The sequence below is a fragment of the Pseudolabrys sp. FHR47 genome, from assembly GCF_005153485.1.
GTDB lineage: Bacteria > Pseudomonadota > Alphaproteobacteria > Rhizobiales > Xanthobacteraceae > Pseudolabrys.
The window spans coordinates 3,358,222-3,377,573 of the sequence record NZ_CP039740.1 but is presented as its reverse complement, the minus strand read 5'-3'; the positions used below and the strand labels follow the sequence as shown (position 1 = coordinate 3,377,573).

Here is a 19,352-nt window from a genome sequence, read left to right as displayed (position 1 = left end):
CTTCGAGTCTTATTCTTTCGACGAATCCCACACTCTCAGACGACAGGAGGCGATCATGAGTAGCGAATTGGACAAAGCGACCAAGGTAATGTTCTACGAGGGTCTCAAGCACCGTCGCGAGGTGCTTGGCCCCGAATATGTCGATGGCTCGATCGCCAATGCCAACGACTTCATGATGGCGTTCCAGCGTATCACCACCGAATGGTGCTGGGGTTACGGCTGGTCGCGTCCGGGCCTGTCGCGCAAGACGCGCAGTCTCTTGAACCTTGCGATGCTCACGGCGCTCAACCGTAGCCCGGAGATCAAGCTGCATGTCCGCGGCGCCATCAACAACGGCGTCGCCGTCGAGGAAATCAAGGAGACGCTGCTGCACGCCACGATCTATTGCGGCATTCCGGCCGGCCTCGACGCCTTCAAGATCGCCAACGAGGTGTTGAAGGAGATGGGCAAAGTGTCGGCTACGCCAGCGAAGAAGCCCTAATCAAGAAAGTACACACTGATGTCCACAATGCAGGAGCTGGGTTTCATCGGTGTCGGCCGCATGGGCATCCATATGGCCGGGCGGCTGCTCGAGGCCGGGTATGGCGTCACCGTCTTCGACCTCAACGAAACCAACGTGGCCCGTCTTGTGCAGCGCGGCGCCAAGCGCGCGGCCTCGCCGGCCGAGGTGGCATCGACCGCCACGACCGTCCTCGCCAGCCTGCCGACCCCGGACATCGTCAAGAAGGTGGCGGCAGATGTCGCCACTGGCTCCACGGTGAAAACCTTCATCGATCTGTCCACCACCGGCCCGGTGGCGGCCAAGGAAGTCGCGGCGGTGCTCGCCGCCAAGGGCATTGCCGCCGTCGATGCGCCGGTGAGCGGCGGCCCGAGCGGCGCCGAGAAGGGCACCGTCGCCGTGATGGTTGCCTGTCCGAAGGATCTCGCCGAGACACTGCGGCCGATCGTCGAGGTGATCGGCAAGATGTTTTGGGTCGGTGCCGAGCCGGGGCAGGGCCAGGCCATGAAGCTCGTCAACAACATCCTGTCCGCCACCGCCGTCGCCATGACGTCGGAAGCGCTCGCCATGGGCGCCAAGGCCGGCCTCGATGCCGACACCATGATCGCCGTCATCAACGCCGGCAGCGGCCGCAACACCGCCACCGAAGACAAGTTTCCGCGTTGCGTGCTGACGCGGCGCTTCGACTTCGGCTTCTCGGTCGGCCTGATGCACAAGGACGCCAAGCTCGCGGTGCAGTTCGCCGAGTCCCTCGGCGTGCCGATGATCGTCGGCAATGCGGTAAACCAGCTGCTCTCGATCACCGAGTCGATCGAAGGCTTCGACGGCGACTTGACCGCCACGGCGCGCACCGTTGAAAAATGGGCGGGCGTCGAGATCAAGGGCAGGGCGGCAAAGTAAAGGCGGCCATAGCGTCGCAGACGCGCCTGAACGCGCTCATGGGATGTTAAATCCGCGCGTAAACGCGCGCATAGCCGCGTCAGGAGTGACCGTCGAGACTTATCAGCAGCCAGCTAGATCGCTGGGGGTCTCGGCTTTGGATCGGCGTCGAGTCGCACGGCCCAGCCTTCCATGTTGGGGCGGGCGGCTGGATAGATGTCCATCACGATGGGATCGTGTCCAGGCACGACATGCGCCTTCGACGTCGCCAGCGCCTCGACCTTGTCGTAGCCCGCGAGCACGTCAGCGACGTTGTAGGTGATGGGGAAGACGCGCCGCCGGTCGAGATGGGCGTAGAAATGCGCGACGTCGGAAGCGAGCACGATCCAGCCGCGCCGCGTCTTCACCCGCGTGGCCTGCAGGCCCTTCGAATGGCCACCGATGTGATGCACCGACAGGCCGGGCGCAATCTCTGCGGCGCCGTCATGGAACACGACGCGGTCGTTGAACACCTTGTTCACCATCGCCGTGACGTCCGCCGCCTCGAACGGCATGCGCATCATGGCGTGGCACATGCAGCGGCCGGTGGCATAGGCCATCTCGCATTCCTGCAGATGGTAGCGCGCGTTCGGGAACAGGTCGTGATTGCCGGCGTGGTCGTAATGCATGTGCGAGATGATGACGTCCTTCACCGAATCCGGATCGACGCCGAGCGCACGCAGACCGTCGCCGACCGGCTTCGAGATCTGGCGCTTGCGTGCATCCGCCCGCATCTGGTCGAAGCCGGTGTCGAGAATGACGGTGCGGTCCTTACCGACGATCGCCCAGACGAAGTAGTCGAGCGGCATCGGCACGTCATGGGTATCGCCGCCGATAAAGTTGTCGGACGAATTGCGCTCATGCCGGCCGTATTTGACGGCGTAGATTTCGTAGGTGTCGTCGCTCAAGGCGTTCCTCCCTGAGTGGTTATTTAACCTGTCGGGCCGGTCGTCTTGCGCCGACCGGCCGTGTCGGTTTCGTATTGGCGCGGATGATAGGCTGCGCCGCCGGCGGCGTCCATTTCGGTGCTCCCGGCGGACGCCAACAACATAGCGGCACATCGGCGCGGCGCTCGCGCGATCGCGAGCGGCGGCTATCGCGCCTACGCATCAACCCGGCAGCGCTGCGTTCGTCGAACTCTGCGGTTCTTTAAGACGGAACCAGGCGACATAGAGGGCTGGCAGAAACAACAGCGTCAGCACGGTGCCGACGATGATGCCGCCCATCATGGCGTAAGCCATGGGCCCCCAGAAGACCTCGCGGGCGATCGGGATCAGCGCCAGGCTCGCGGCGGCGGCCGTCAGCATGATGGGCCTCATGCGGTGTTCGGTCGCTTCGATCACAGCGAGCCATCCATCCTTGCCCTCGCTGCGCAACTGCTCGATCTGGATAACAAGGATGACGGAATTGCGGATCAGAATGCCGATCAGCGCCAGGACGCCGAGAATGGCGACGAAGCCGAGCGGTGCTCCGCTGGGCAGCAGCGCGCCCACGACACCGATCAGTCCCAGCGGCGCGACCACGACGACCAGGAAGAGTCGCTGGAAGCTCTGCAACTGGAACATCAGGATCGTTGCCATGACCAGCAGCATGATGGGGACGATGGCAACGATGGGCGCTTGCCCTTTGGCGCTTTCTTCGACAGAGCCGCCCGTGACGATGCGATAGCCTGCCGGCAGCGTGCGGCTGATCTCGGCGATCTCGGGGGTAAGCTGTTCAACAACAGTCGCGGGCTGCACGGATGTGCCGACGGCGGCTTTGACCGAGATCGTCGGCAAACGGCCGCGGCGCCAAATCACGGGCTGCTCCGACTCGTAACGGAAGTTGGCGACGGCGGCCAAGGGAACGGTTTTGCCGGCCCCGGTCTGAATCTGCAGGTTTTGCAAGGTCTCGATCGAGGAACGCTCGCGGCCCAGAGCGCGACCGACGACGTTGATGAGATAAATGCTGTCGCGGACTTGTGTAGCGGTCGCCCCGCCGATGACACCATTCAACGTGGTGGCAATTGCTTCCGAGGTGATGCCGAGCTGCGCGGCCTTGTCCTGCAGCACGTCGACCTTCACCACCCGGCCGGGCTCGTTCCAATCATAGACGATATCGGTGAGGTTCTTGTTCTGCCCGAGCACCGACGCGACTTTCTGCGCCACGTTTCGTACGATCTGCACATCGGGGCCGCTGACGCGATACAACACCGGACGTCCGACCGGAGGGCCGATGTCCAGCAGATGGACATAGGCGTCGGTGCCAACGAAGTCGCGGGCGATGATGGCCTTGGCTTTTTCGCGGATACGGTCGCGGGCTTCGACGTCGCGGGCCACGATGACGATCTGACCGAAGTTCGGTGACGACGGTTGCACGTCGTAAGACAACAGGAAACGAACCGCGCCTTGCCCGACATAGGACGACCAATGGTCGACGTCGGGATTGCCTTCGAGGACGGTCTTCTCGAAACGGTCCATTTGCGCGCGCGTCTCGGTGATCGAGGCATTTTGCGGCACGGTCCAGTCGATGATCAGTTCAGTCCGGTCCGAAGACGGGAAGAACTGTTGCTGTACGAAGGCCATGCCGAATATCGAGAGGGCAAACGCCGCCGTCGTGGCGCCAATGGTCAGCCACTTGCGGCGCACGCAGAAGCGTAACAGGTTGCCGAATGCCTTGGTGAAGCGACCGGGCTCGTGATGATGAAGCTTCATCTTTTTTGGAAGCAGTGTCACGCCGAGCAGCGGCACGAACAGAACGGCGACGATCCATGACGCCAGCAGCGACACGGCGATGACAACGAACAGGGTGAAGGTGAATTCGCCCGCCGAGCTGTTGTTGAGGCCGACCGGAATGAAGCTCGCGACGGTGACCAGCGTACCCGTCAACATGGGAAACGCGGTCGAGGTGTAGACGTGGGTTGCGGCTTTTGGCAGCGGATCGCCGGCCTCGAGCCGCGCCACCATCATCTCCACGGCGATCATCGCGTCGTCGACCAGCAGGCCGAGTGCGATGATCAGCGCCCCCAACGATATGCGCTGCAGGGAAATGCCCCAGACCTCCATCACGACAAAAGTGATCGCGAGAACAAGCGGGATCGTTACCGCGACGACAAGGCCAGCCCGAAGCCCGAGACTGACGAAGCTGACGATAAGGACGATCGCGACGGCTTCGAAGAGCGCCTTCGTAAACCCGCCGACGGCCTCTTCCACAATCGCGGGCTGATCCGAAACCTGATGCACGCCGATGCCGACCGGCAACTCGGCTTCGATCTTGGCCATCTCCTCCTTCAGGGCTTCGCCGAAATTCAGAAGATTGGCGTTGGGCTTCATGCCAATGGCTAGCCCGATCGCCGGTTTGCCGCCAACGCGAAACAGCGAGGTCGGCGGGTCGACATAGCCGCGCGTGATGTTGGCCACGTCTCCCAGGCGGAAGAAGCGATCATTGATGCGAAGATTGATCGCACGCAGGCTCTGCTCAGAGGTGAACGAGCCGCTGACCCGCACGCTGATACGCTCGCCCTCTGTTTCGATCGATCCTGAGGGCGAAATAGCATTCTGCGCTTTGAGCGTGTCGATAACCGATTGTCGCGTCAGTCCGAGCGCAGCGATCTGGCGGGTCGAGAATTCGAGATAGATCACCTCGTCCTGGGCGCCGATGAGGTCGACCTTACCGATATTGGGAACAGCCAGGATTCTGGCGCGAACATCTTCGACATAATCGCGCAATTGCCGTTGACTGAATCCGTCGGCGGTGAAGGCGTACACATTGCCGTACACATCGCCGAAGCTGTCATTGAAGGTCGGGCCGACAACACCGTCGGGAAACTGGCCCTTGATGTCCGCGATCATGTTGCGGATTTTCGCCCAGAGCGCCGGAATGTCCTTGGCCTTCGTCGTCTCCTTGAGATTGACGAAAATCGTAGTCGAGCCCGGCGTGTTCAGGCTCTTGGCGTAGTCGAAGGTGTCGAGCTCCTCGAGCTTCTTTTCGATGCGATCGGTGACCTGTCCGATCATGTCCTCGACGGTCGCGCCCGGCCACTGAGCCTGGATGATCATCGTCTTGATGGTGAAATCAGGATCTTCCGCGCGGCCGAGGTTGAAATAGGAGAAGAACCCCGCGATCGACGCCATGATCATGAAGTACCAGATGAGAGAGCGGTGATCGAGCGCCCAGTCGGACAGATTGAAACGCTTCACGGGGAGTTCCTTTCGTCGAACTTGACGATCTGTCCGTTGGACAGGCTGTTGACGCCGGCGATGACGATGCGCTCGCCGGCTGCTAGACCAGAGCCGATGCGGATTTTTTGACTGTCCTTTTCCGTTATCTCGACGGAAACCGCGTGCACTGTTTTGGTCTTTGGATCGAGCCGCCAGACATGCGGCCCGCCATCACGCGTGACGATTGCCGAGGCCGGAATGTCGAAAAACGTCTGCGCCGTCGCATGCTCGACCGGCCATACGGTGATGGTCGTGCCGAGCCGGAATTCCTCGACGTTCCGGTCCAGCGTGATCTTGACCCGGCGCGTGCGCGTGGCCTGATCGGCCTGTGGCGCGATCTCGCGAATCTTTCCGCTTGCGGTGACGGAAGGGTCGGCCTGCAGGCTGACAGTGAATGGCTGGCCCGGGCTCAAGGAACGCGCGGTAAAATCCGGAATGTCGACGACCGCTTCGCGGGAGTCCGTGCGTGCGATGGTCATGACTTTCTTGCCGGCGGTCACCATCTGCCCGACTTCCGCGTCCACGCTTGTGACGACGCCGGCTGCGTCGGCCGTCAGCGTGGCATAGCCGCGCTGCTCGCGGGCCTTGGTAAGATTGGCCTCGGCTTGCTTCACGCTGGCGGAAGCGGCTTCCAGCGATTGCTGTGCCGTGTCGAAGTCGGCCTGCGTCACGACATCCTTGGCCAGGAGCGCGCGGCGCCGGCTTTCCGTCGCCGTTGCATTGTCGAGTTGGGCTTTTGCCTTGGCGAGATCCGCTTCGCTCGAACGCACGGCAAGTTCCAGCAAAAGCGGGTCGATCTGCGCGAGAACTTGCCCGGGCCTGACCACGTCTCCTACGTCAACGCGCCGGGCGATGAGACGGCCGAGCACGCGGAATCCGCGGTCGGTCTGAAATTCCGGTTGAATCGTTCCGGCGAAGCCGGAGGGCTGCTCTTTCTGCGCTTTGACAAGCATCGAGACGACAGGCCGCGGCGCGGGCCCGGCTTTGGCCATGCTCGTATTGTCGTTGCACCCGGCCAGCAGGCCTGCGAGCGCAACAGCCGCGAGGGACACGAGAGGCGACTTCATGGTGCAGTCTCCGCGCGGGCCTGCTCGCTCGCGATCAGCGGTTTCACGATCTGGCCGGGTCTGAGCAATTGCGCGCCCGCGGTTGCGACAATTTCGCCCGCCTTCAACCCGCTGCGAATGAGGATTTCGTTGCTCCGGTAGCTGTCGATGACGATCGGCTTCATCGAGGCAATGTGGCTGCGCGGATAGATGGTCCAAACGGCGGGCTTGCCGCGTTCAGTGAAGAACGCGCTGGAGGGAAGTCTGAAGACAGGGGCGGCCTGGAAGTGGCCAGCACCCGTGACAGCAGCACCAAGCGTCATCGCCGCGGGCGACTTGTCGACCGCCACCTTAATGCGAACCGTGCCGGTTGATGGATCGACCGTCGGCGCTATCTCGCGCACTGTGCCGGTGGTCTTGACCCCAGGATCGGAGACGAGCGCCACTTCGATAGTAGCGTTGGTGGCTTGGTGCGACAGCAATCCTTCGAAGACATCGAAGACAGCGTCACGTTCGCCATCGAGTGAGACTGTAAAGACGCTCTGCGCGGCTTCGACGACTTGTCCGGCTTCCGCATTGCGTGCCGTTACGACGCCGGCAGCGTCGGCGATCAATGTCGTATTGGCGAATTGCTCCTTGGCCGTACCCAGGGTTGAGCGGGCCACGTCGAGCGAGGCGCGGGCTGCCTGGAGGGTCTGCAAGGCGTTGTCGTAATTGGTCTGGGTGGTGAAGCCGTTGGTCAGCAGCGCCTTCTGGCGATCGTAGGCGGCTGTGGCCTGACGGAGAGTCGCTTCGGCCGATTTTACGCCGGCGTCGGCGGAGTCGACTTCGGCGGTCTGTTCCCGGGCCTCCAGGGTCGCCAGCACCTGGCCGGCATGAATGTGGTCGCCGACGTCGACAAACCGCTTCGCGATCCTGCCGGCAAACCGGAAGGCTAGTTCGCTCTGGACGCGGGCCTTGATCTCACCGGTGAAGGCCACCGAGAGCGCATGCTCGGACGCCGATACCACCTGCGCCTTGACCGGAAGAGGGGGCTGAACGGCCGACTTTTGTTGATCGTCGCAGGCGGCTAACGCGAGCGTCAGCGCGCCACAAAAGAATACGTGGGATACGAGGTTCCGAGGCATATTTACCGCCAAATGGCCAAACTAAACTGAACAGTTCAGTCTTGACATTTGCGATGCTGCGGCGCAAAAGTCAATAGAAAACTGAACCGTCTAGTTCAGGAGAGGTAAATGGCCATGCAACAGTTGCAGGACGGCGACAGCCTAGAGGGGCAACGCGCGACCCCGGATCGGAGCAACCTGAAGGTTGCCTCGATCCTTGCGGCCGCTCGTGAATTGTTCATCGATCAGGGCTTCGACGCGGTCAGCATGGACATGGTCTCGCGCCAGGCCAACGTGTCGAAAGCGACCCTTTATGCGCATTTTACCAGCAAGGAGGCGCTCTTCACCGCCGTCATGGTCGACGAGGCGAATCGTGTCGCGGACGAAATCTGGCGGCTCACACTCGACAAAGACGATGTCGCTCACGTGCTCAGGCTTGTCGCTACGAACTTCGTCGAAATATTCCTGACCGAGCAGGCGATGTTGCTCCTGCGTACCGTCGCCGGTGTCGTGCCGAGACTTCCCTCGGTCGGAACGGCGATCTTCGAGAGTGGCCCCAAGGTGATTAAGGAGCGCCTGGCCCAATTCCTGATCAAAGCGCATGAGAGCGGGCAGCTCAACGTTCCCGATCCGGCCCTGGCCGCGATTCAGTTTCTGAGTCTTGTCAGGGGGGATTTCGACATCCGCGGGATGCTAGTGCCGTCGAGTCCTCCGAGTCGCGCCGAGGTCGATGCCCAGATTGAAGCCGGGATCGAGCTGTTCCTCGGCCGCTATTCGCCAGTTCGTTCGCCGGGCTAGACCAGGTCCCGCGTCACGTCGTCGAACAGTTCATCCACCGACATCATGCGCGGGATGACCTGCTGTTCGTACGAATAGCGGATGATGGTCTCGAGCGCCTTGCGGTTGTTCTCGACGCCGAACGGCACCGGGTCGATGCCGTCTTTCATGCTCTCCGGCGGCACACCTTGCGCTTTGCTTTCTTTGAGCAGGCGGAAGATGTCGCGCACGACGTCGGGGCGTTGCTGCGCCAGTTCGCTGCGCACGACGAACAGGTGGTTGATCGGCACCATGCCGTTCTTCTTCGACCACGCTTCGGCCGCCTTGTGCGGATCGGGAAAGAGCGGGGCAACGCGCGGCTCGTCGGGTAATTCGCCGCCGAGAATGGCGCCGTCGACTTCGCCCTCGATGAGCATCTTCTCGACATTCGACCCAGCCGGCAGCCGCACGCAATTCGCCGGGTCCTTGTATTCGGCGAGATGGCCGTCGTCGGTGGTGCACCAGGTCACTTTCCCTAAGTCGACGCCGTATTCGTCCTTGAGGATGCCGCGCACCCAGACGCCCGTGGTCACGGAATAGGAGCGGGTGCCGAAGCGTTTGCCCTCGATGTCCCGCGGGGCCAGCGGACCCCGCGCGACATTGTAACTGATGGTGTGGTGCTGGCCGCGCGCCATCACCACGGCGGGCAGCAGCGTCAGCGGCTTGCCGTAGATCTTCGCCTGCAGGAAGGTGACGATGGCAAGTTCGCCAGCGTCGAAGCGCCCTTCGCGCACCATCGGCTTGAAGCCCTGGTTCGCCACCTTCGGCCCGGTGAAGTTGAACTTCACCAGATCGGACGTCACCGCGCCGGCTTTCAGCGCACGTGTCACCGGATAATCGGCGAGATTGGTGTCGAGGGTGACGGGGCCTGAGGCAGGGTAGGGCATGGGCGTGCTGCGATCTTGCAAACGGTAACAGCTCATATCGCCTTCGGACCGGCGGGTCTACGATCAGGACTTTGAATCAATGATCAGGATTTGGCCTGCGTACGGCCGAAGGCACCCTCGTGCCGGGAAAAATCGGTCAGCCATTGCTCGAGCCGCGGATGCTCGGGCCGCCATGCGATAGGCTGGCGCCAGTCGAGATAACCGAGGGCGCAGGCAAGGCCGATGCTCACAATGTCCGTGACGTTGGCCGGCGGCGGTGCAGGCTCGAACGCCGCGAGCGCGCGCAGCATCTTGCCGCGCTGGTGGGTGAGCCAACGCGTCGAATGCGCGCCGGGCTCGCGGAAGCGGCCTTCGTAGACCATGAGCAAGGCAGCGTCGGTGATGCCGTCGGCGAGCGTCGCCAGAGTGAGTTTGCGATAACGCTCCGGCCCCTGTCGCGGCACCAGCCGGTCGGTGCCGGCGAACTCCTGCAGGTATTCGATAATGACGCCGCTGTCGTACAGCACCTCGCTGCCGGGCAGCAGCAGGCACGGCATCTTGCCCAGCGGGTTCTGCTGCCGCAGCGTGTCGTTTTCATCGAGCGTATTGGCCGGCGCGACGGCAATGCGCGCACCGAGCCCCAGAACATCGATGGCAATGCGAACCTTGCGCCCGAACGGAGACGTTTCGGTCGACCGCAAGGTCATCAGGCCGGAAGGTTCGGTCAAGCGAACGGACACGTTGCGGCTATTTCGACACCGGTATGTAGGCCGCCTTGATCACGCGGGTCCATTTCTCGGTTTCGGCGGTAATATAGCTGCGGAATTCCTCGGGTGAATTGCCGACGAGCTTGGCGCCGACCTTGTTCATCCGGTCGATGACCTCAGCATCCTTCATCGCTTCGATGGCCGCTTTGTTCAGGATCTGAATAACTGCGGCGGGTGTCTTGGCCGGCGCTACCATTCCGTACCAGTTTTCAGCCTGCAACTCGCCCATGCCGGCTTCCGCGGTGGTCGGTACATCCGGCGCGGCCGCCGAGCGTTTCGGCGCGCCAATGGCGATCGCCCGCAATTTGCCCGCCTGGACATGCGGCAGCAACACCGGCAGATCGAAGAAAGCCATCTGTGTTTGTCCGCCGAGCAGGTCGTTCACCGCGGGCGCGGCGCCGCGATATGGCACATGGACGACGTCGATCTTGGCGCTGAGCTTGAACAGTTCGCCGGCCAGATGCGGCAGGCTGCCGGCGCCCGACGATGCGAAATTGAACTTGCCGGGCTGTGCTTTGGCGAGCGCGACGAGCTCCTGCATATTCTTGGCCGGGACGTTGTCCGCGACGACCAGCATTTCGGGTACCGAGGCGACCAGCGTCACCGGCTGGAGATCGCGCAAGGTCTCGTAGGGCACCTTCTCCATGCTCGGGCTGATCGCCAACGCGCCGGCGCTGGTGATAGCAATCGTGTAGCCATCCGGCTCCGCCCTGACGACGGCATCGGTGCCGAGCACGCCGCCCTGGCCGCCGCGATTGTCGATAACGATCGTCTGCTTGAGAATGTCGGACATGCGCTTGGCGACAACGCGCGCGATGACATCGTTGGGACCGCCGGGCGGGAAGGGCACGATCAAGCGGATGTTCCTGTTCGGATAGTCCTCCGCCTGGGCCAGACCCGGCAAAGCGAGCGCCAAGGCGAGCACCAAGGCCAGCACCGGCCGTTTGATCATCCGCATTCTCAGTCCTCCCGGATATTGCTTTCGTGTTGTGCGGCGACCTTACAGGGGGTGGGAGACGTGGCCAAGTTGATCCCAGCACAACGTCCCTAACCGGTTCGGCGGACTACCTTGGCTCCAAATTTGCATGTAAGTTACCGGCGACCCACCCGGACGATCTCCATGGCCGACAAACTCGACGACTTCATCGACGCCGCAGCAGTGGCGCTCAACCTGCCGCTCGAGCCGGCCTGGAAGGGCGCCGTGAAGGCCAATCTCGAGGTCTCGCTTCGTCACGCCGCGACCTATGCCGACTTCCCGCTGCCGGACGAAGCCGAACCGGCGCCGATCTTCAAGGCGTGAGTGGGGAGCCTCCGACATGAGCGATCACACCTGGTCGTCGGCCGCCGAGATCGCGGCGGCGGTGCAATCCGGAAAAGTCAGCGCGCTCGACGTGACCGAGCAGATGCTCGCCGTCATCGACAAGCGCAATCCGCTGCTCAATGCCTTCACCGCGGTGACCGCCGAGCGCGCGCGCGCGAAAGCCAAAGCGGTCGATGCCTCGCCCGACAGAGCGAAGCTGCCGCTCGCCGGCGTGCCCTTCGCAGTGAAGAACCTGTTCGACATCGAAGGCCTGCCGACGGTGGCGGGTTCGAAGATCAACCGCACGCGGGCAGCCGCCAAGCACGACGCCGTGCTGATCGAGCGCATGGAAGCCGCCGGCGCGGTGCTTACCGGCGCGCTCAACATGGGCGAATACGCCTACGATTTCACCGGCGAGAATGTGCATGACGGCCCGTCGCGCAATCCGCACGACCCCGAACGCATGACCGGCGGCTCGTCCGGCGGTTCGGGCGGCGCGGTTGGCGGCGGCATGGTGCCGATCGCGCTCGGCTCCGACACCAATGGCTCCATTCGCGTGCCGTCGTCGCTGTGCGGCATTTTCGGATTGAAGCCGACCTATGGCAGGCTGACACGGGCGCGCTCATTTCCCTTCGTTGCCTCGCTCGATCATCTCGGGCCCTTCGCGCGCACGGTGCGCGATCTGGCGCTGAGCTATGACGCCATGCAGGGCTTCGACGCCGAAGATGCGGCCTGCGTCGATCGTCCGCGCGAGTCGACGACGCCGTTTCTGGAGCAGGGCCTGGAGGGCCTGCGCGTCGCGGTGGCCGGCGGCTATTTCCGCAAGGGCGCCTCGCTCGAGGCCTTGAGCGCGCTCGACACGGCGGCCAAAGCGGTGGGCGCGCGCACGGTGGAAATTCCGGAGGCCAACCGCGCGCGCTCGGCGGCTTTCGTCATCACCACCACGGAAGGCGCGGCCTTGCATCTCGAGCGCCTGCGCACACAGGCGAACGATTTCGACCCGGCGGTGCGCGACCGGCTGATCGCGGGCGCGATGATCCCGTCGACTCTGGTCGTGAAGGCGCAGAACTTCCGCCGCTGGTATCGCGACGCGGTGCTCAACCTGTTCAAGGACTGCGACGCCATCCTCGCGCCGGCGACGCCGGTGACCGCGCCGAAGATCGGCCAGGTCAACTTCACGCTCGACGGCGTCGAGATGCCGGTGCGCGCCAATATGGGGCTCTATACGCAGCCGATCTCCTTCATCGGTCTGCCGGTGGTGGCGGTGCCGGTGCCGCTCAAGCCGCTGCCGATCGGCGTGCAGATCATCGCCGCGCCTTGGCGCGAGGATGTGGCTCTGCGCATCGCGCATGCGCTGGAGACGATGGGCGTGGTGGCGGCGCCAAGGCCGGTTTTGTAGTCACGTCTTCCACCCTGTCATGGCCGGGCTTGACCCGGCCATCCACGTCTTTGCAGCATCAAGAAAGACGTGGATGCCCGGCATAAAGCCGGGCATGACGACGGCTGAACGGCTGAGCAAAAAAAGCGAGAACAATAAATGCCCGAAATCGACATCCCGGAAGTCGTCGCCGAGGTGCGCCAGGCCTTCGAGGCCTATGAACAGGCGCTGGTCAACAACGACGTCGCCAAGCTCGACGAGTTGTTTCGCGACGATCCGCGCACCGTGCGCTATGGCGTGACAGAAGTGCTGTACGGTTACGAGGCCATCAAGGCGTTCCGCGCCGCGCGCTCGCCGGTTGGACTCGGACGCACTCTTTCGAAGACGTCGATCACCACCTATGGCCGCGACTTCGCTACCGCCTCGACTTTGTACGAGCGGCCGTCGGCGCCTGGCAAGATCGGCCGGCAGATGCAGACCTGGGTCCGCTTTCCGGAGGGCTGGCGCGTCGTGGCCGCGCATGTCAGCCTGATGGACCCGCCGAAAAGCTGAGACCTGTCCCGGGCGCAACGCGGCCCGCAGTGACGCATCGCTGAACCGGGACCTTCACAAACACCGATATTTTTGCGATCCCGGGTCAGCAGCGTACCGCGAAGGCGCGCTGCACTGCGCCCGGGATAGGTGACCGCTCTGCCGCGCTCGGGCTAACATGCCAGGTGGGGGCTTCGCTGCCCGAAGGAAGACATCCATGCCGATCGATCTGGCCGAGGTGAACTGGATCTACGTCATCATCCTTGCGTTTTTCGTTTTCGTCGCCAGCCTGATCGGCGGCCTCTTGTCGTGGCAGAGCCGGACCACCGCGGCCGGCATGGCGGCGCTGCTGTTTGCCGTATTTTTCATCGCCTGGAGCTACTATCCGCATGGGCTGCCGCTGCCGACCCGGCTCGGCCCTCCTGCGACCCCGGTCGCCGCGCCGCCTCCGGTGACCGCCCCTGCGGCGCCGGCCGCTCCCGTCCGTCCGGCCAATCCGGTGCGGGACATCACGCCTCCGCGTAACCCGGTGACCGACGTCACCCCGCCGCGCTGACCCTGTGTCGCGGCCTTTCGCTCCTGCGAAAGTCCGGCTAGAAACGGCCGACCACAAGAACTGGAACCCGGGTGAAACGGCAGGGAACTGATGAGAAAAGTCTATCCTGATGCGAAGTCGGCGCTCGCCGACATCGTCAAAGACGGCATGATGGTCATGGCCGGCGGCTTCGGCCTTTGCGGCATGCCGACCGACCTGATCGTGGCTTTGCGCGATTCCGGCGTGAAAGGCCTGACCTGCGTGTCGAACAATGCCGGCATCGACGGCGCGGGCCTCGGCCTGCTGCTCGAGACGCGGCAGATCAAGAAAATGATCGCCTCCTATGTCGGGGAGAACAAGCTGTTCGCGCAGCAGTATCTCGCGGGCGAACTGGAGATCGAATTCAATCCGCAGGGCACGCTCGCCGAGCGCATGCGCGCCGGCGGCGCCGGCATCGGCGGCTTCTACACCAAGACCGGCGTCGGCACCGAGATCGCCAAGGGCAAGGAAGAGAAAGTGTTCAACGGCGAGCGCTACATTCTCGAGACCGGTCTGGTGGCGGACCTGTCGCTGGTGCACGCCTGGAAGGGCGACACCGAGGGAAACCTCGTCTACCGCAAGACCGCGCGCAACTTTAACCCGATGATGGCGACCGCCGGCCGCATCACCGTGGCCGAGGTCGAGCACCTGGTCGAGCCGGGCGAACTCGACGGCGACGAGATCCATACGCCGGGCGTGTTCGTGCAACGTATCATCAAGAGCACCGCCGAGAAACGCATCGAAGTGCGCACGACGCGCAAGCGCCCCGCGCCCGGCGCGTTCGGCGCAGGGGAGGAAGTCTGATGCCGTGGACCCGCGATCAAATGGCCGAGCGCGCCGCCAAGGAATTGCGCGACGGATTCTACGTCAATCTCGGCATCGGCATTCCGACGCTTGTCTCGAACTACATTCCGGACGGCGTGTCGGTGCAGTTGCAGAGCGAGAACGGCATGCTCGGCTTCGGCCCGTTCCCCTATGAGGGTGACGAGGACCCGGACCTGATCAACGCCGGCAAGCAGACCGTGACCGAACTGCCGACCACCAGCTATTTCTCGTCGGCCGACAGTTTCGCGATGATCCGCGGCGGGCATATCGACCTCGCACTGCTCGGCGCCATGCAGGTGGCCGAGAACGGCGATCTCGCCAACTGGATGATCCCCGGCAAGATGGTCAAAGGCATGGGCGGTGCCATGGACCTCGTCGCCGGCGTCAAGAAGGTGGTGGTGATCATGGAGCATACGGCCAAGGATGCGCCGAAGCTGCTGCACAAATGCGACCTGCCGCTGACCGGCTCGCGCGTCGTCGACATGGTCATCACCGATTTGGGCGTGTTCACGATCGACAAGAAGGGCGATGCGGGCATGACCCTGATCGAACTCGCGCCGGGCGTGAGCCTCGACGAAATCACGAAGAAGACCGAAGCCAAGTTCAAAGTCGATGCGAAGCTGAAGCACTAGGCTTCGAGTTTACGCTGCTATGAAAATGCCCGGCTGAAAAGCCGGGCATTTTTTACTGGGTGAGCCTGATCAGCCGCTTGCCGAGATTCTCCCCGCGATAGAGTTCGGCGATGGCGCCGGGGGCATGCTCGATGCCGTCGACGATGTCTTCGCGGTACTTGAGCTTGCCGTCACGAATCCATTGCGCCAGCCGCGCCACGGCTTCCTCGTAGCGATGCGCATAGTCGAACACGATTAGCCCGGCCATGCGCGCGCGCTTGACCAGGATGTGCCGCTCGATGCGTGGGCCGCTCGGCCATGGGTCCCATGACGACAGCGCGGCGGTGCCGCAGATGACGATGCGCGCGCCGATGTTGATCTGCTTGATGACGGCGTCGCTGATCGGACCGGACGTATTGTCGTAGTAAACGTCAATGCCGCCCGGGCAGGCGGCCTTGAGTCCGGCATCGAGGTTGCCCGCCTTGTAGTCGATGGCGGCGTCGTAGCCGAACGCATCCTTGCACAGCGCGACCTTGGCGGCGCCGCCGGTGATGCCCACGGTGCGGCAGCCCATCAGCTTTGCGATCTGGCCGACCGCGGAGCCGACCGAACCGGCGGCGGTGGAGACGACCACGGTGTCGCCGGGCTTCGGCAGGCCGAGATCGAGCAGGCCGAAATAGGCGGTAAGGCCGTTGAGGCCAAGAACGCCAAGCGACAGCGACAAGGGCAGGTCGGTCTCCTTTACCTTGCGGGTGATGTTGCTGCCGTCGCTGACCGTATAGTCCTGCCAGCCGAGCATGCCCATCACCTTGTCGCCCTCGGCGAAGCCGGGATGACGCGATTTCACGACGGTGCCGGCGGCGAAGGCGCGCATGACTTCGCCGATGCCGACCGGCGTCGAGTAGTTGGCGACCGCCGATACCCAGCCGCGCATTGCCGGTTCGACCGAGAGGAATTCGTTGCGCACGAGGAATTGCCGTTCGCCGGGCTCGGGGACCGGCGCGCTGGCGATCTCGAAGTGTTCGGCTTGCGGGATGCCGCTCGGGCGGGATTTGAGGAGGACTTGGCGATTGGTTGGCATTCTTTGCTCCGAGGCGGTTCTTGTAGCCCGCATGGAGCGAAGCGCAATGCGGGTAAGGCGCTCCCGGATTTCGCTGCGCTCATCCGGGCTACGAATTGGCCCTCGGCTTCGCCAGTTCTGACTTCTCGCGCGGCACATAGGCGCCGCCGCCGAGCTTGCCGACCAGCTCACCGTCACGTACCACGAACTGGCCGCGCACCATGGTCGAGACCGGCCAACCGGTGACCTTGATGCCTTCATAGGGCGTGTAGTCGGTGCCGCCATGCATCAGGCTTTGCGAGATAGTCACTTCGCGTTTGGCGTCCCACAACGCGATGTCGGCGTCACACCCCACCGCAATCGTACCCTTCTTCGGATAGAGCCCATAGGTGCGGGCGTGGTTGGTCGCGGTCAGCGCCACGAACTCGTTCAATGAGATGCGGCCCTTGTTCACGCCTTCGGAGAACAAAATCGGCAACCGCGTCTCGACGCCGGGAATGCCGTTCGGCACCCAGCGGAAGCTGGTCTTGCCCTTGGGCGCCAGCTTGCCCTGCGGATCGTCGTAACGGAACGGGCAGTGATCCGACGAGAACAGCGAGAAGATGCCCTGTTGCAAACCTTCCCAGCAGGCCTGCTGGCTTTCCTTGTCGCGCGGCGGCGGCGAGCAGACATATTTGGCGCCCTCCATGTTGAGGCCGTCCATGTCCCTCTCGGTGAGCATCAGATATTGTGGGCAGGTCTCGCCATAGATCTTGAGGCCGCGGGCGCGGGCGCGGGCAATCTCGTCGCGGGCCTGGCCGTTCGAGACATGCACGATCATCATCGGCACGTCGATCAGCTCCGCCAGTGAAATGGCGCGGTGCGTCGCCTCGCGCTCGACCGGGATCGGCCGCGAGGCGCCGTGATAGAGCGTGCCGGTCTTGCCGGCCTGCTCGAGCCGGTCGGTGAGGAAGCGGATGGCGTCGTAGTTCTCGGCATGCACCATCATCATGGCGCCGGTCTCGCGCGCCACGGTCATGACCTTGAGCATTTCCATGTCGGAGAGGGCGAGGCCCTCATAGGTCATGAACACCTTGAACGAGGTGTAGCCGTCATGAACGAGGGCCGGCAGTTCCTGACCGAGCACGGCGTCGGAGGCGTCGGCGATGATGAGATGGAACGAGACGTCGATGTAGCACTGGCCGTCGGCCTTCCTGTGATAGTCCTTCACCACCTCGCGCAGGCTCTCGCCCTTCTGCTGCATGGCAAAAGGGAGCACCATGGTATTGCCGCCGAAGGCCGCCGAGCGGGTCGCTGAGGCGAAATCGTCCGCCATGACGATGCCGGGTCCGGACGGCTGCGAAATGTGGACATGGCTGTCGATGCCGCCGGGCAGCACCAGCAGACCGGTGGCGTCGACGATCTCGGGGGCGGTGCCGAGGTCGCTGCCGAGGGCGGCGATCCGGCCGCCGGCGATGCCGACGTCGCAACTAAAGGTATCGGAGGCAGTGGCGACGGTGCCGCCGCGGATAATGGTGTCGAACGTCATAGGGCCTTCGGGGTGTCGATCGTGGAAGTCCGTAGTATCTCAGACTTTTGCTGCGGTTGCGATATGGTCTCGCAGCCGCTTCGTGCCTGTCCCGGAGAGTCTGCCCATGGACGATTTTGTCACGCTCAATGCCCGCGTCGTCGAGCTGGAAATCGGCCGCGCCCATCAGGAGCGCGCCATAGAGGATTTAAATGAGGCGATCACGGCCCAGTGGAAGCTGATCGACGAACTGAAGCGGGAAATCGCGCGGCTTACTGCCGAAGTCCGGGAAGCCGCGGTTGCGAACGGCCCCGGCGAGCCGGAGCCGCCGCCGCCGCATTACTGACCCTCGGTCATGAATGGGGACGAACGGGGACGGCGGGCTTTGCCATTTGATTTTCGGTCTCAAGCCGGTACAGCATCGACGCAGGCTGCCGCGAGCGACGGCGCATCAGACGGGAATGGACCATGACCGAGTTCAGGCGCAACGCCTTCAAAGCCGGCCTTCGCGCCAAGAAGTTGCAGATCGGATTGTGGCAGAGCCTGTGCAGCAACATCGCCGCCGAGATCTGTTCGGACTCCGGGTTTGACTGGCTGCTGCTCGACACCGAGCATTCGCCGAACGAGATTCCCGATCTGCTGTCACAATTGCAGGCGCTCGAGAAGGGCACCGCGACGCCGATCATCCGCCCGGCCTGGAACGACGCGGTGCTGATCAAGCGCTGCCTCGACATCGGCACGCAGACGCTGCTCATTCCTTATGTGCAGTCGGTCGAGGAGGCCAAGGCCGCCGTCGCGGCGACGCGCTATCCGCCGCAGGGCATTCGCGGCGTGTCGGTCGCGGCGCGCGCCAGCCGCTACGGCCGCGTGCCCGGTTATCTGACCAAGGCGAATGAGGAGATCTGCGTGCTGGTGCAGGTCGAGACGCGCCAGTCGCTCGATGCCATCGAAGCCATCGCCAACGTCGAGGGCGTCGACGGGGTCTTCATCGGCCCGTCCGATCTGGCCGCCTCGCTCGGCCACCTCGGCAATCCGCAGCATGCCGAGGTGCAGGCGGCGATGAAGGATGCGGTCGAGCGCCTGACCAAGGTCGGCAAGCCGGCCGGTATCCTCACCGGCAACGAGGACGAAGCCCGCCGCTACATCGACTGGGGTTACCTGTTCGTCGCGGTCGGTTCCGATGTCGGGCTGCTCGCCAAGAGCGCCGACACCCTGGCCAAAAAGTTCAAGCCGTCCTGATCACGGCGGCTTGATGCCGCTCAAGTGGGCAACCCCACCGGGTTATATTTCCCGTGTCCTATTGCGCCATTGTTTACAATGGCGTGACAGCGGCTGCCTCTCCATGAGGC

The 19,352-nt window shown here is 63.5% G+C and carries 20 protein-coding genes; 11 read left to right on the top strand and 9 right to left on the bottom strand.

The annotated features are described in order from the left end of the window. The first annotated feature begins 55 nt into the window (after positions 1 to 55). Together E8Q40_RS16510 and E8Q40_RS16505 are read left to right on the top strand one after the other, a co-directional pair. Positions 56 to 481 (top strand): carboxymuconolactone decarboxylase family protein, encoded by a 426-nt coding sequence (locus tag E8Q40_RS16510; RefSeq protein WP_137045575.1) that lies wholly within the window; start codon positions 56 to 58, stop codon positions 479 to 481. Between the two features lie 18 nt (positions 482 to 499). Further along, positions 500 to 1,399: an NAD(P)-dependent oxidoreductase gene (locus tag E8Q40_RS16505; RefSeq protein ID WP_137045574.1), complete on the top strand. Its 900-nt coding sequence runs from the start codon at positions 500 to 502 to the stop codon at positions 1,397 to 1,399. A gap of 113 nt (positions 1,400 to 1,512) precedes the next feature. Here the strand turns inward: E8Q40_RS16505 and E8Q40_RS16500 are convergent, their stop codons facing one another. From E8Q40_RS16500 to E8Q40_RS16485, 4 genes are all read right to left on the bottom strand, one after another. Beyond that, positions 1,513 to 2,325 carry an N-acyl homoserine lactonase family protein gene (locus tag E8Q40_RS16500; protein WP_205995565.1) on the bottom strand — a complete coding sequence of 271 codons (813 nt, stop codon included), beginning with the start codon at positions 2,323 to 2,325 and terminating at the stop codon, positions 1,513 to 1,515. Positions 2,326 to 2,526: 201 nt separating this feature from the next. Beyond that, entirely contained in the window at positions 2,527 to 5,595 is a 3,069-nt protein-coding gene (locus tag E8Q40_RS16495) for an efflux RND transporter permease subunit (RefSeq protein WP_137045572.1), read from the bottom strand. Continuing rightward, entirely contained in the window at positions 5,592 to 6,683 is a 1,092-nt protein-coding gene (locus E8Q40_RS16490; RefSeq protein ID WP_137045571.1) for an efflux RND transporter periplasmic adaptor subunit, read from the bottom strand. The genes E8Q40_RS16495 and E8Q40_RS16490 overlap by 4 nt, the downstream gene beginning before the upstream one ends. Beyond that, the gene (locus E8Q40_RS16485; protein ID WP_137045570.1) at positions 6,680 to 7,789 is read right to left on the bottom strand and encodes an efflux RND transporter periplasmic adaptor subunit; all 1,110 of its coding nucleotides are present in this window, start codon (positions 7,787 to 7,789) and stop codon (positions 6,680 to 6,682) included. Before E8Q40_RS16485 ends, E8Q40_RS16490 begins: the two co-directional genes overlap by 4 nt. Before the next feature lie 108 nt (positions 7,790 to 7,897). Between E8Q40_RS16485 and E8Q40_RS16480 the strand changes: the two genes are divergently transcribed. Next, positions 7,898 to 8,566, top strand: a complete 669-nt coding sequence (locus E8Q40_RS16480) for a TetR/AcrR family transcriptional regulator (protein WP_137045569.1) — start codon at positions 7,898 to 7,900, stop codon at positions 8,564 to 8,566. Here E8Q40_RS16480 and E8Q40_RS16475 read toward each other — a convergent pair. The 3 genes from E8Q40_RS16475 to E8Q40_RS16465 all read right to left on the bottom strand — a co-directional run bounded on the left by E8Q40_RS16475 (position 8,563) and on the right by E8Q40_RS16465 (position 11,175). Next, positions 8,563 to 9,471 (bottom strand): phosphate ABC transporter substrate-binding protein, encoded by a 909-nt coding sequence (locus E8Q40_RS16475; RefSeq protein WP_137045568.1) that lies wholly within the window; start codon positions 9,469 to 9,471, stop codon positions 8,563 to 8,565. The genes E8Q40_RS16480 and E8Q40_RS16475 overlap by 4 nt on opposite strands. An 83-nt stretch (positions 9,472 to 9,554) precedes the next feature. Beyond that, entirely contained in the window at positions 9,555 to 10,190 is a 636-nt protein-coding gene (locus tag E8Q40_RS16470) for a glutathione S-transferase N-terminal domain-containing protein (protein ID WP_370455198.1), read from the bottom strand. A gap of 7 nt (positions 10,191 to 10,197) precedes the next feature. Beyond that, a complete protein-coding gene (locus tag E8Q40_RS16465; RefSeq protein WP_137045567.1) occupies positions 10,198 to 11,175 on the bottom strand; it encodes a tripartite tricarboxylate transporter substrate binding protein in 978 nt (325 codons plus the stop codon). A 162-nt stretch (positions 11,176 to 11,337) separates the two neighbouring features. Here E8Q40_RS16465 and E8Q40_RS16460 point away from each other — a divergent pair, with 162 nt between their 5' ends. From E8Q40_RS16460 to E8Q40_RS16435, 6 genes are all read left to right on the top strand, one after another. Then, a complete protein-coding gene (locus tag E8Q40_RS16460) occupies positions 11,338 to 11,517 on the top strand; it encodes a DUF4089 domain-containing protein (RefSeq protein ID WP_137045566.1) in 180 nt (59 codons plus the stop codon). Between the two features lie 16 nt (positions 11,518 to 11,533). Continuing rightward, on the top strand, positions 11,534 to 12,916 hold the full coding sequence (locus E8Q40_RS16455) for an AtzE family amidohydrolase (RefSeq protein ID WP_137045565.1): 1,383 nt from the start codon (positions 11,534 to 11,536) through the stop codon (positions 12,914 to 12,916). Between the two features lie 138 nt (positions 12,917 to 13,054). Further along, entirely contained in the window at positions 13,055 to 13,447 is a 393-nt protein-coding gene (gene hpxZ, locus E8Q40_RS16450; RefSeq protein WP_137045564.1) for an oxalurate catabolism protein HpxZ, read from the top strand. 196 nt (positions 13,448 to 13,643) lie between these two features. Beyond that, a complete protein-coding gene (locus E8Q40_RS16445) occupies positions 13,644 to 13,982 on the top strand; it encodes a hypothetical protein (protein ID WP_137045563.1) in 339 nt (112 codons plus the stop codon). Between the two features lie 90 nt (positions 13,983 to 14,072). After that, positions 14,073 to 14,804: a CoA transferase subunit A gene (locus tag E8Q40_RS16440; RefSeq protein ID WP_137045562.1), complete on the top strand. Its 732-nt coding sequence runs from the start codon at positions 14,073 to 14,075 to the stop codon at positions 14,802 to 14,804. Continuing rightward, positions 14,804 to 15,457: a CoA transferase subunit B gene (locus E8Q40_RS16435; protein ID WP_137045561.1), complete on the top strand. Its 654-nt coding sequence runs from the start codon at positions 14,804 to 14,806 to the stop codon at positions 15,455 to 15,457. Before E8Q40_RS16440 ends, E8Q40_RS16435 begins: the two co-directional genes overlap by 1 nt. Before the next feature lie 52 nt (positions 15,458 to 15,509). On the opposite strand, the gene E8Q40_RS16430 is transcribed toward E8Q40_RS16435, so the two are convergent. Further along, positions 15,510 to 16,517, bottom strand: a complete 1,008-nt coding sequence (locus tag E8Q40_RS16430) for an NADP-dependent oxidoreductase (protein ID WP_137045560.1) — start codon at positions 16,515 to 16,517, stop codon at positions 15,510 to 15,512. Between the two features lie 88 nt (positions 16,518 to 16,605). Then, the gene (gene hydA, locus E8Q40_RS16425) at positions 16,606 to 18,024 is read right to left on the bottom strand and encodes a dihydropyrimidinase (RefSeq protein WP_137045559.1); all 1,419 of its coding nucleotides are present in this window, start codon (positions 18,022 to 18,024) and stop codon (positions 16,606 to 16,608) included. 106 nt (positions 18,025 to 18,130) lie between these two features. Here hydA and E8Q40_RS16420 point away from each other — a divergent pair, with 106 nt between their 5' ends. Beyond that, complete coding sequence (locus tag E8Q40_RS16420) at positions 18,131 to 18,349, top strand: SlyX family protein (RefSeq protein WP_137045558.1); 219 nt, start codon at positions 18,131 to 18,133, stop codon at positions 18,347 to 18,349. A gap of 122 nt (positions 18,350 to 18,471) precedes the next feature. Continuing rightward, a complete protein-coding gene (gene hpaI / locus E8Q40_RS16415; RefSeq protein ID WP_137045557.1) occupies positions 18,472 to 19,242 on the top strand; it encodes a 4-hydroxy-2-oxoheptanedioate aldolase in 771 nt (256 codons plus the stop codon). The last annotated feature ends 110 nt before the right edge of the window (positions 19,243 to 19,352 follow it).

What these genes read in the sequence shown, in the direction of transcription:
- hydA (WP_137045559.1), bottom strand. Translation starts at nt 18,024, where the DNA reads ATGACGTTCGACACCATTATCCGCGGCGGCACCGTCGCCACTGCCTCC.
- E8Q40_RS16430 (WP_137045560.1), bottom strand. Translation starts at nt 16,517, where the DNA reads ATGCCAACCAATCGCCAAGTCCTCCTCAAATCCCGCCCGAGCGGCATC.
- hpaI (WP_137045557.1), top strand. Translation starts at nt 18,472, where the DNA reads ATGACCGAGTTCAGGCGCAACGCCTTCAAAGCCGGCCTTCGCGCCAAG.
- E8Q40_RS16420 (WP_137045558.1), top strand. Translation starts at nt 18,131, where the DNA reads ATGGACGATTTTGTCACGCTCAATGCCCGCGTCGTCGAGCTGGAAATC.
- E8Q40_RS16465 (WP_137045567.1), bottom strand. Translation starts at nt 11,175, where the DNA reads ATGCGGATGATCAAACGGCCGGTGCTGGCCTTGGTGCTCGCCTTGGCG.
- E8Q40_RS16505 (WP_137045574.1), top strand. Translation starts at nt 500, where the DNA reads ATGTCCACAATGCAGGAGCTGGGTTTCATCGGTGTCGGCCGCATGGGC.
- E8Q40_RS16440 (WP_137045562.1), top strand. Translation starts at nt 14,073, where the DNA reads ATGAGAAAAGTCTATCCTGATGCGAAGTCGGCGCTCGCCGACATCGTC.
- E8Q40_RS16445 (WP_137045563.1), top strand. Translation starts at nt 13,644, where the DNA reads ATGCCGATCGATCTGGCCGAGGTGAACTGGATCTACGTCATCATCCTT.
- E8Q40_RS16510 (WP_137045575.1), top strand. Translation starts at nt 56, where the DNA reads ATGAGTAGCGAATTGGACAAAGCGACCAAGGTAATGTTCTACGAGGGT.
- E8Q40_RS16485 (WP_137045570.1), bottom strand. Translation starts at nt 7,789, where the DNA reads ATGCCTCGGAACCTCGTATCCCACGTATTCTTTTGTGGCGCGCTGACG.
- hpxZ (WP_137045564.1), top strand. Translation starts at nt 13,055, where the DNA reads ATGCCCGAAATCGACATCCCGGAAGTCGTCGCCGAGGTGCGCCAGGCC.
- E8Q40_RS16435 (WP_137045561.1), top strand. Translation starts at nt 14,804, where the DNA reads ATGCCGTGGACCCGCGATCAAATGGCCGAGCGCGCCGCCAAGGAATTG.
- E8Q40_RS16490 (WP_137045571.1), bottom strand. Translation starts at nt 6,683, where the DNA reads ATGAAGTCGCCTCTCGTGTCCCTCGCGGCTGTTGCGCTCGCAGGCCTG.
- E8Q40_RS16475 (WP_137045568.1), bottom strand. Translation starts at nt 9,471, where the DNA reads ATGCCCTACCCTGCCTCAGGCCCCGTCACCCTCGACACCAATCTCGCC.
- E8Q40_RS16460 (WP_137045566.1), top strand. Translation starts at nt 11,338, where the DNA reads ATGGCCGACAAACTCGACGACTTCATCGACGCCGCAGCAGTGGCGCTC.
- E8Q40_RS16480 (WP_137045569.1), top strand. Translation starts at nt 7,898, where the DNA reads ATGGCCATGCAACAGTTGCAGGACGGCGACAGCCTAGAGGGGCAACGC.
- E8Q40_RS16455 (WP_137045565.1), top strand. Translation starts at nt 11,534, where the DNA reads ATGAGCGATCACACCTGGTCGTCGGCCGCCGAGATCGCGGCGGCGGTG.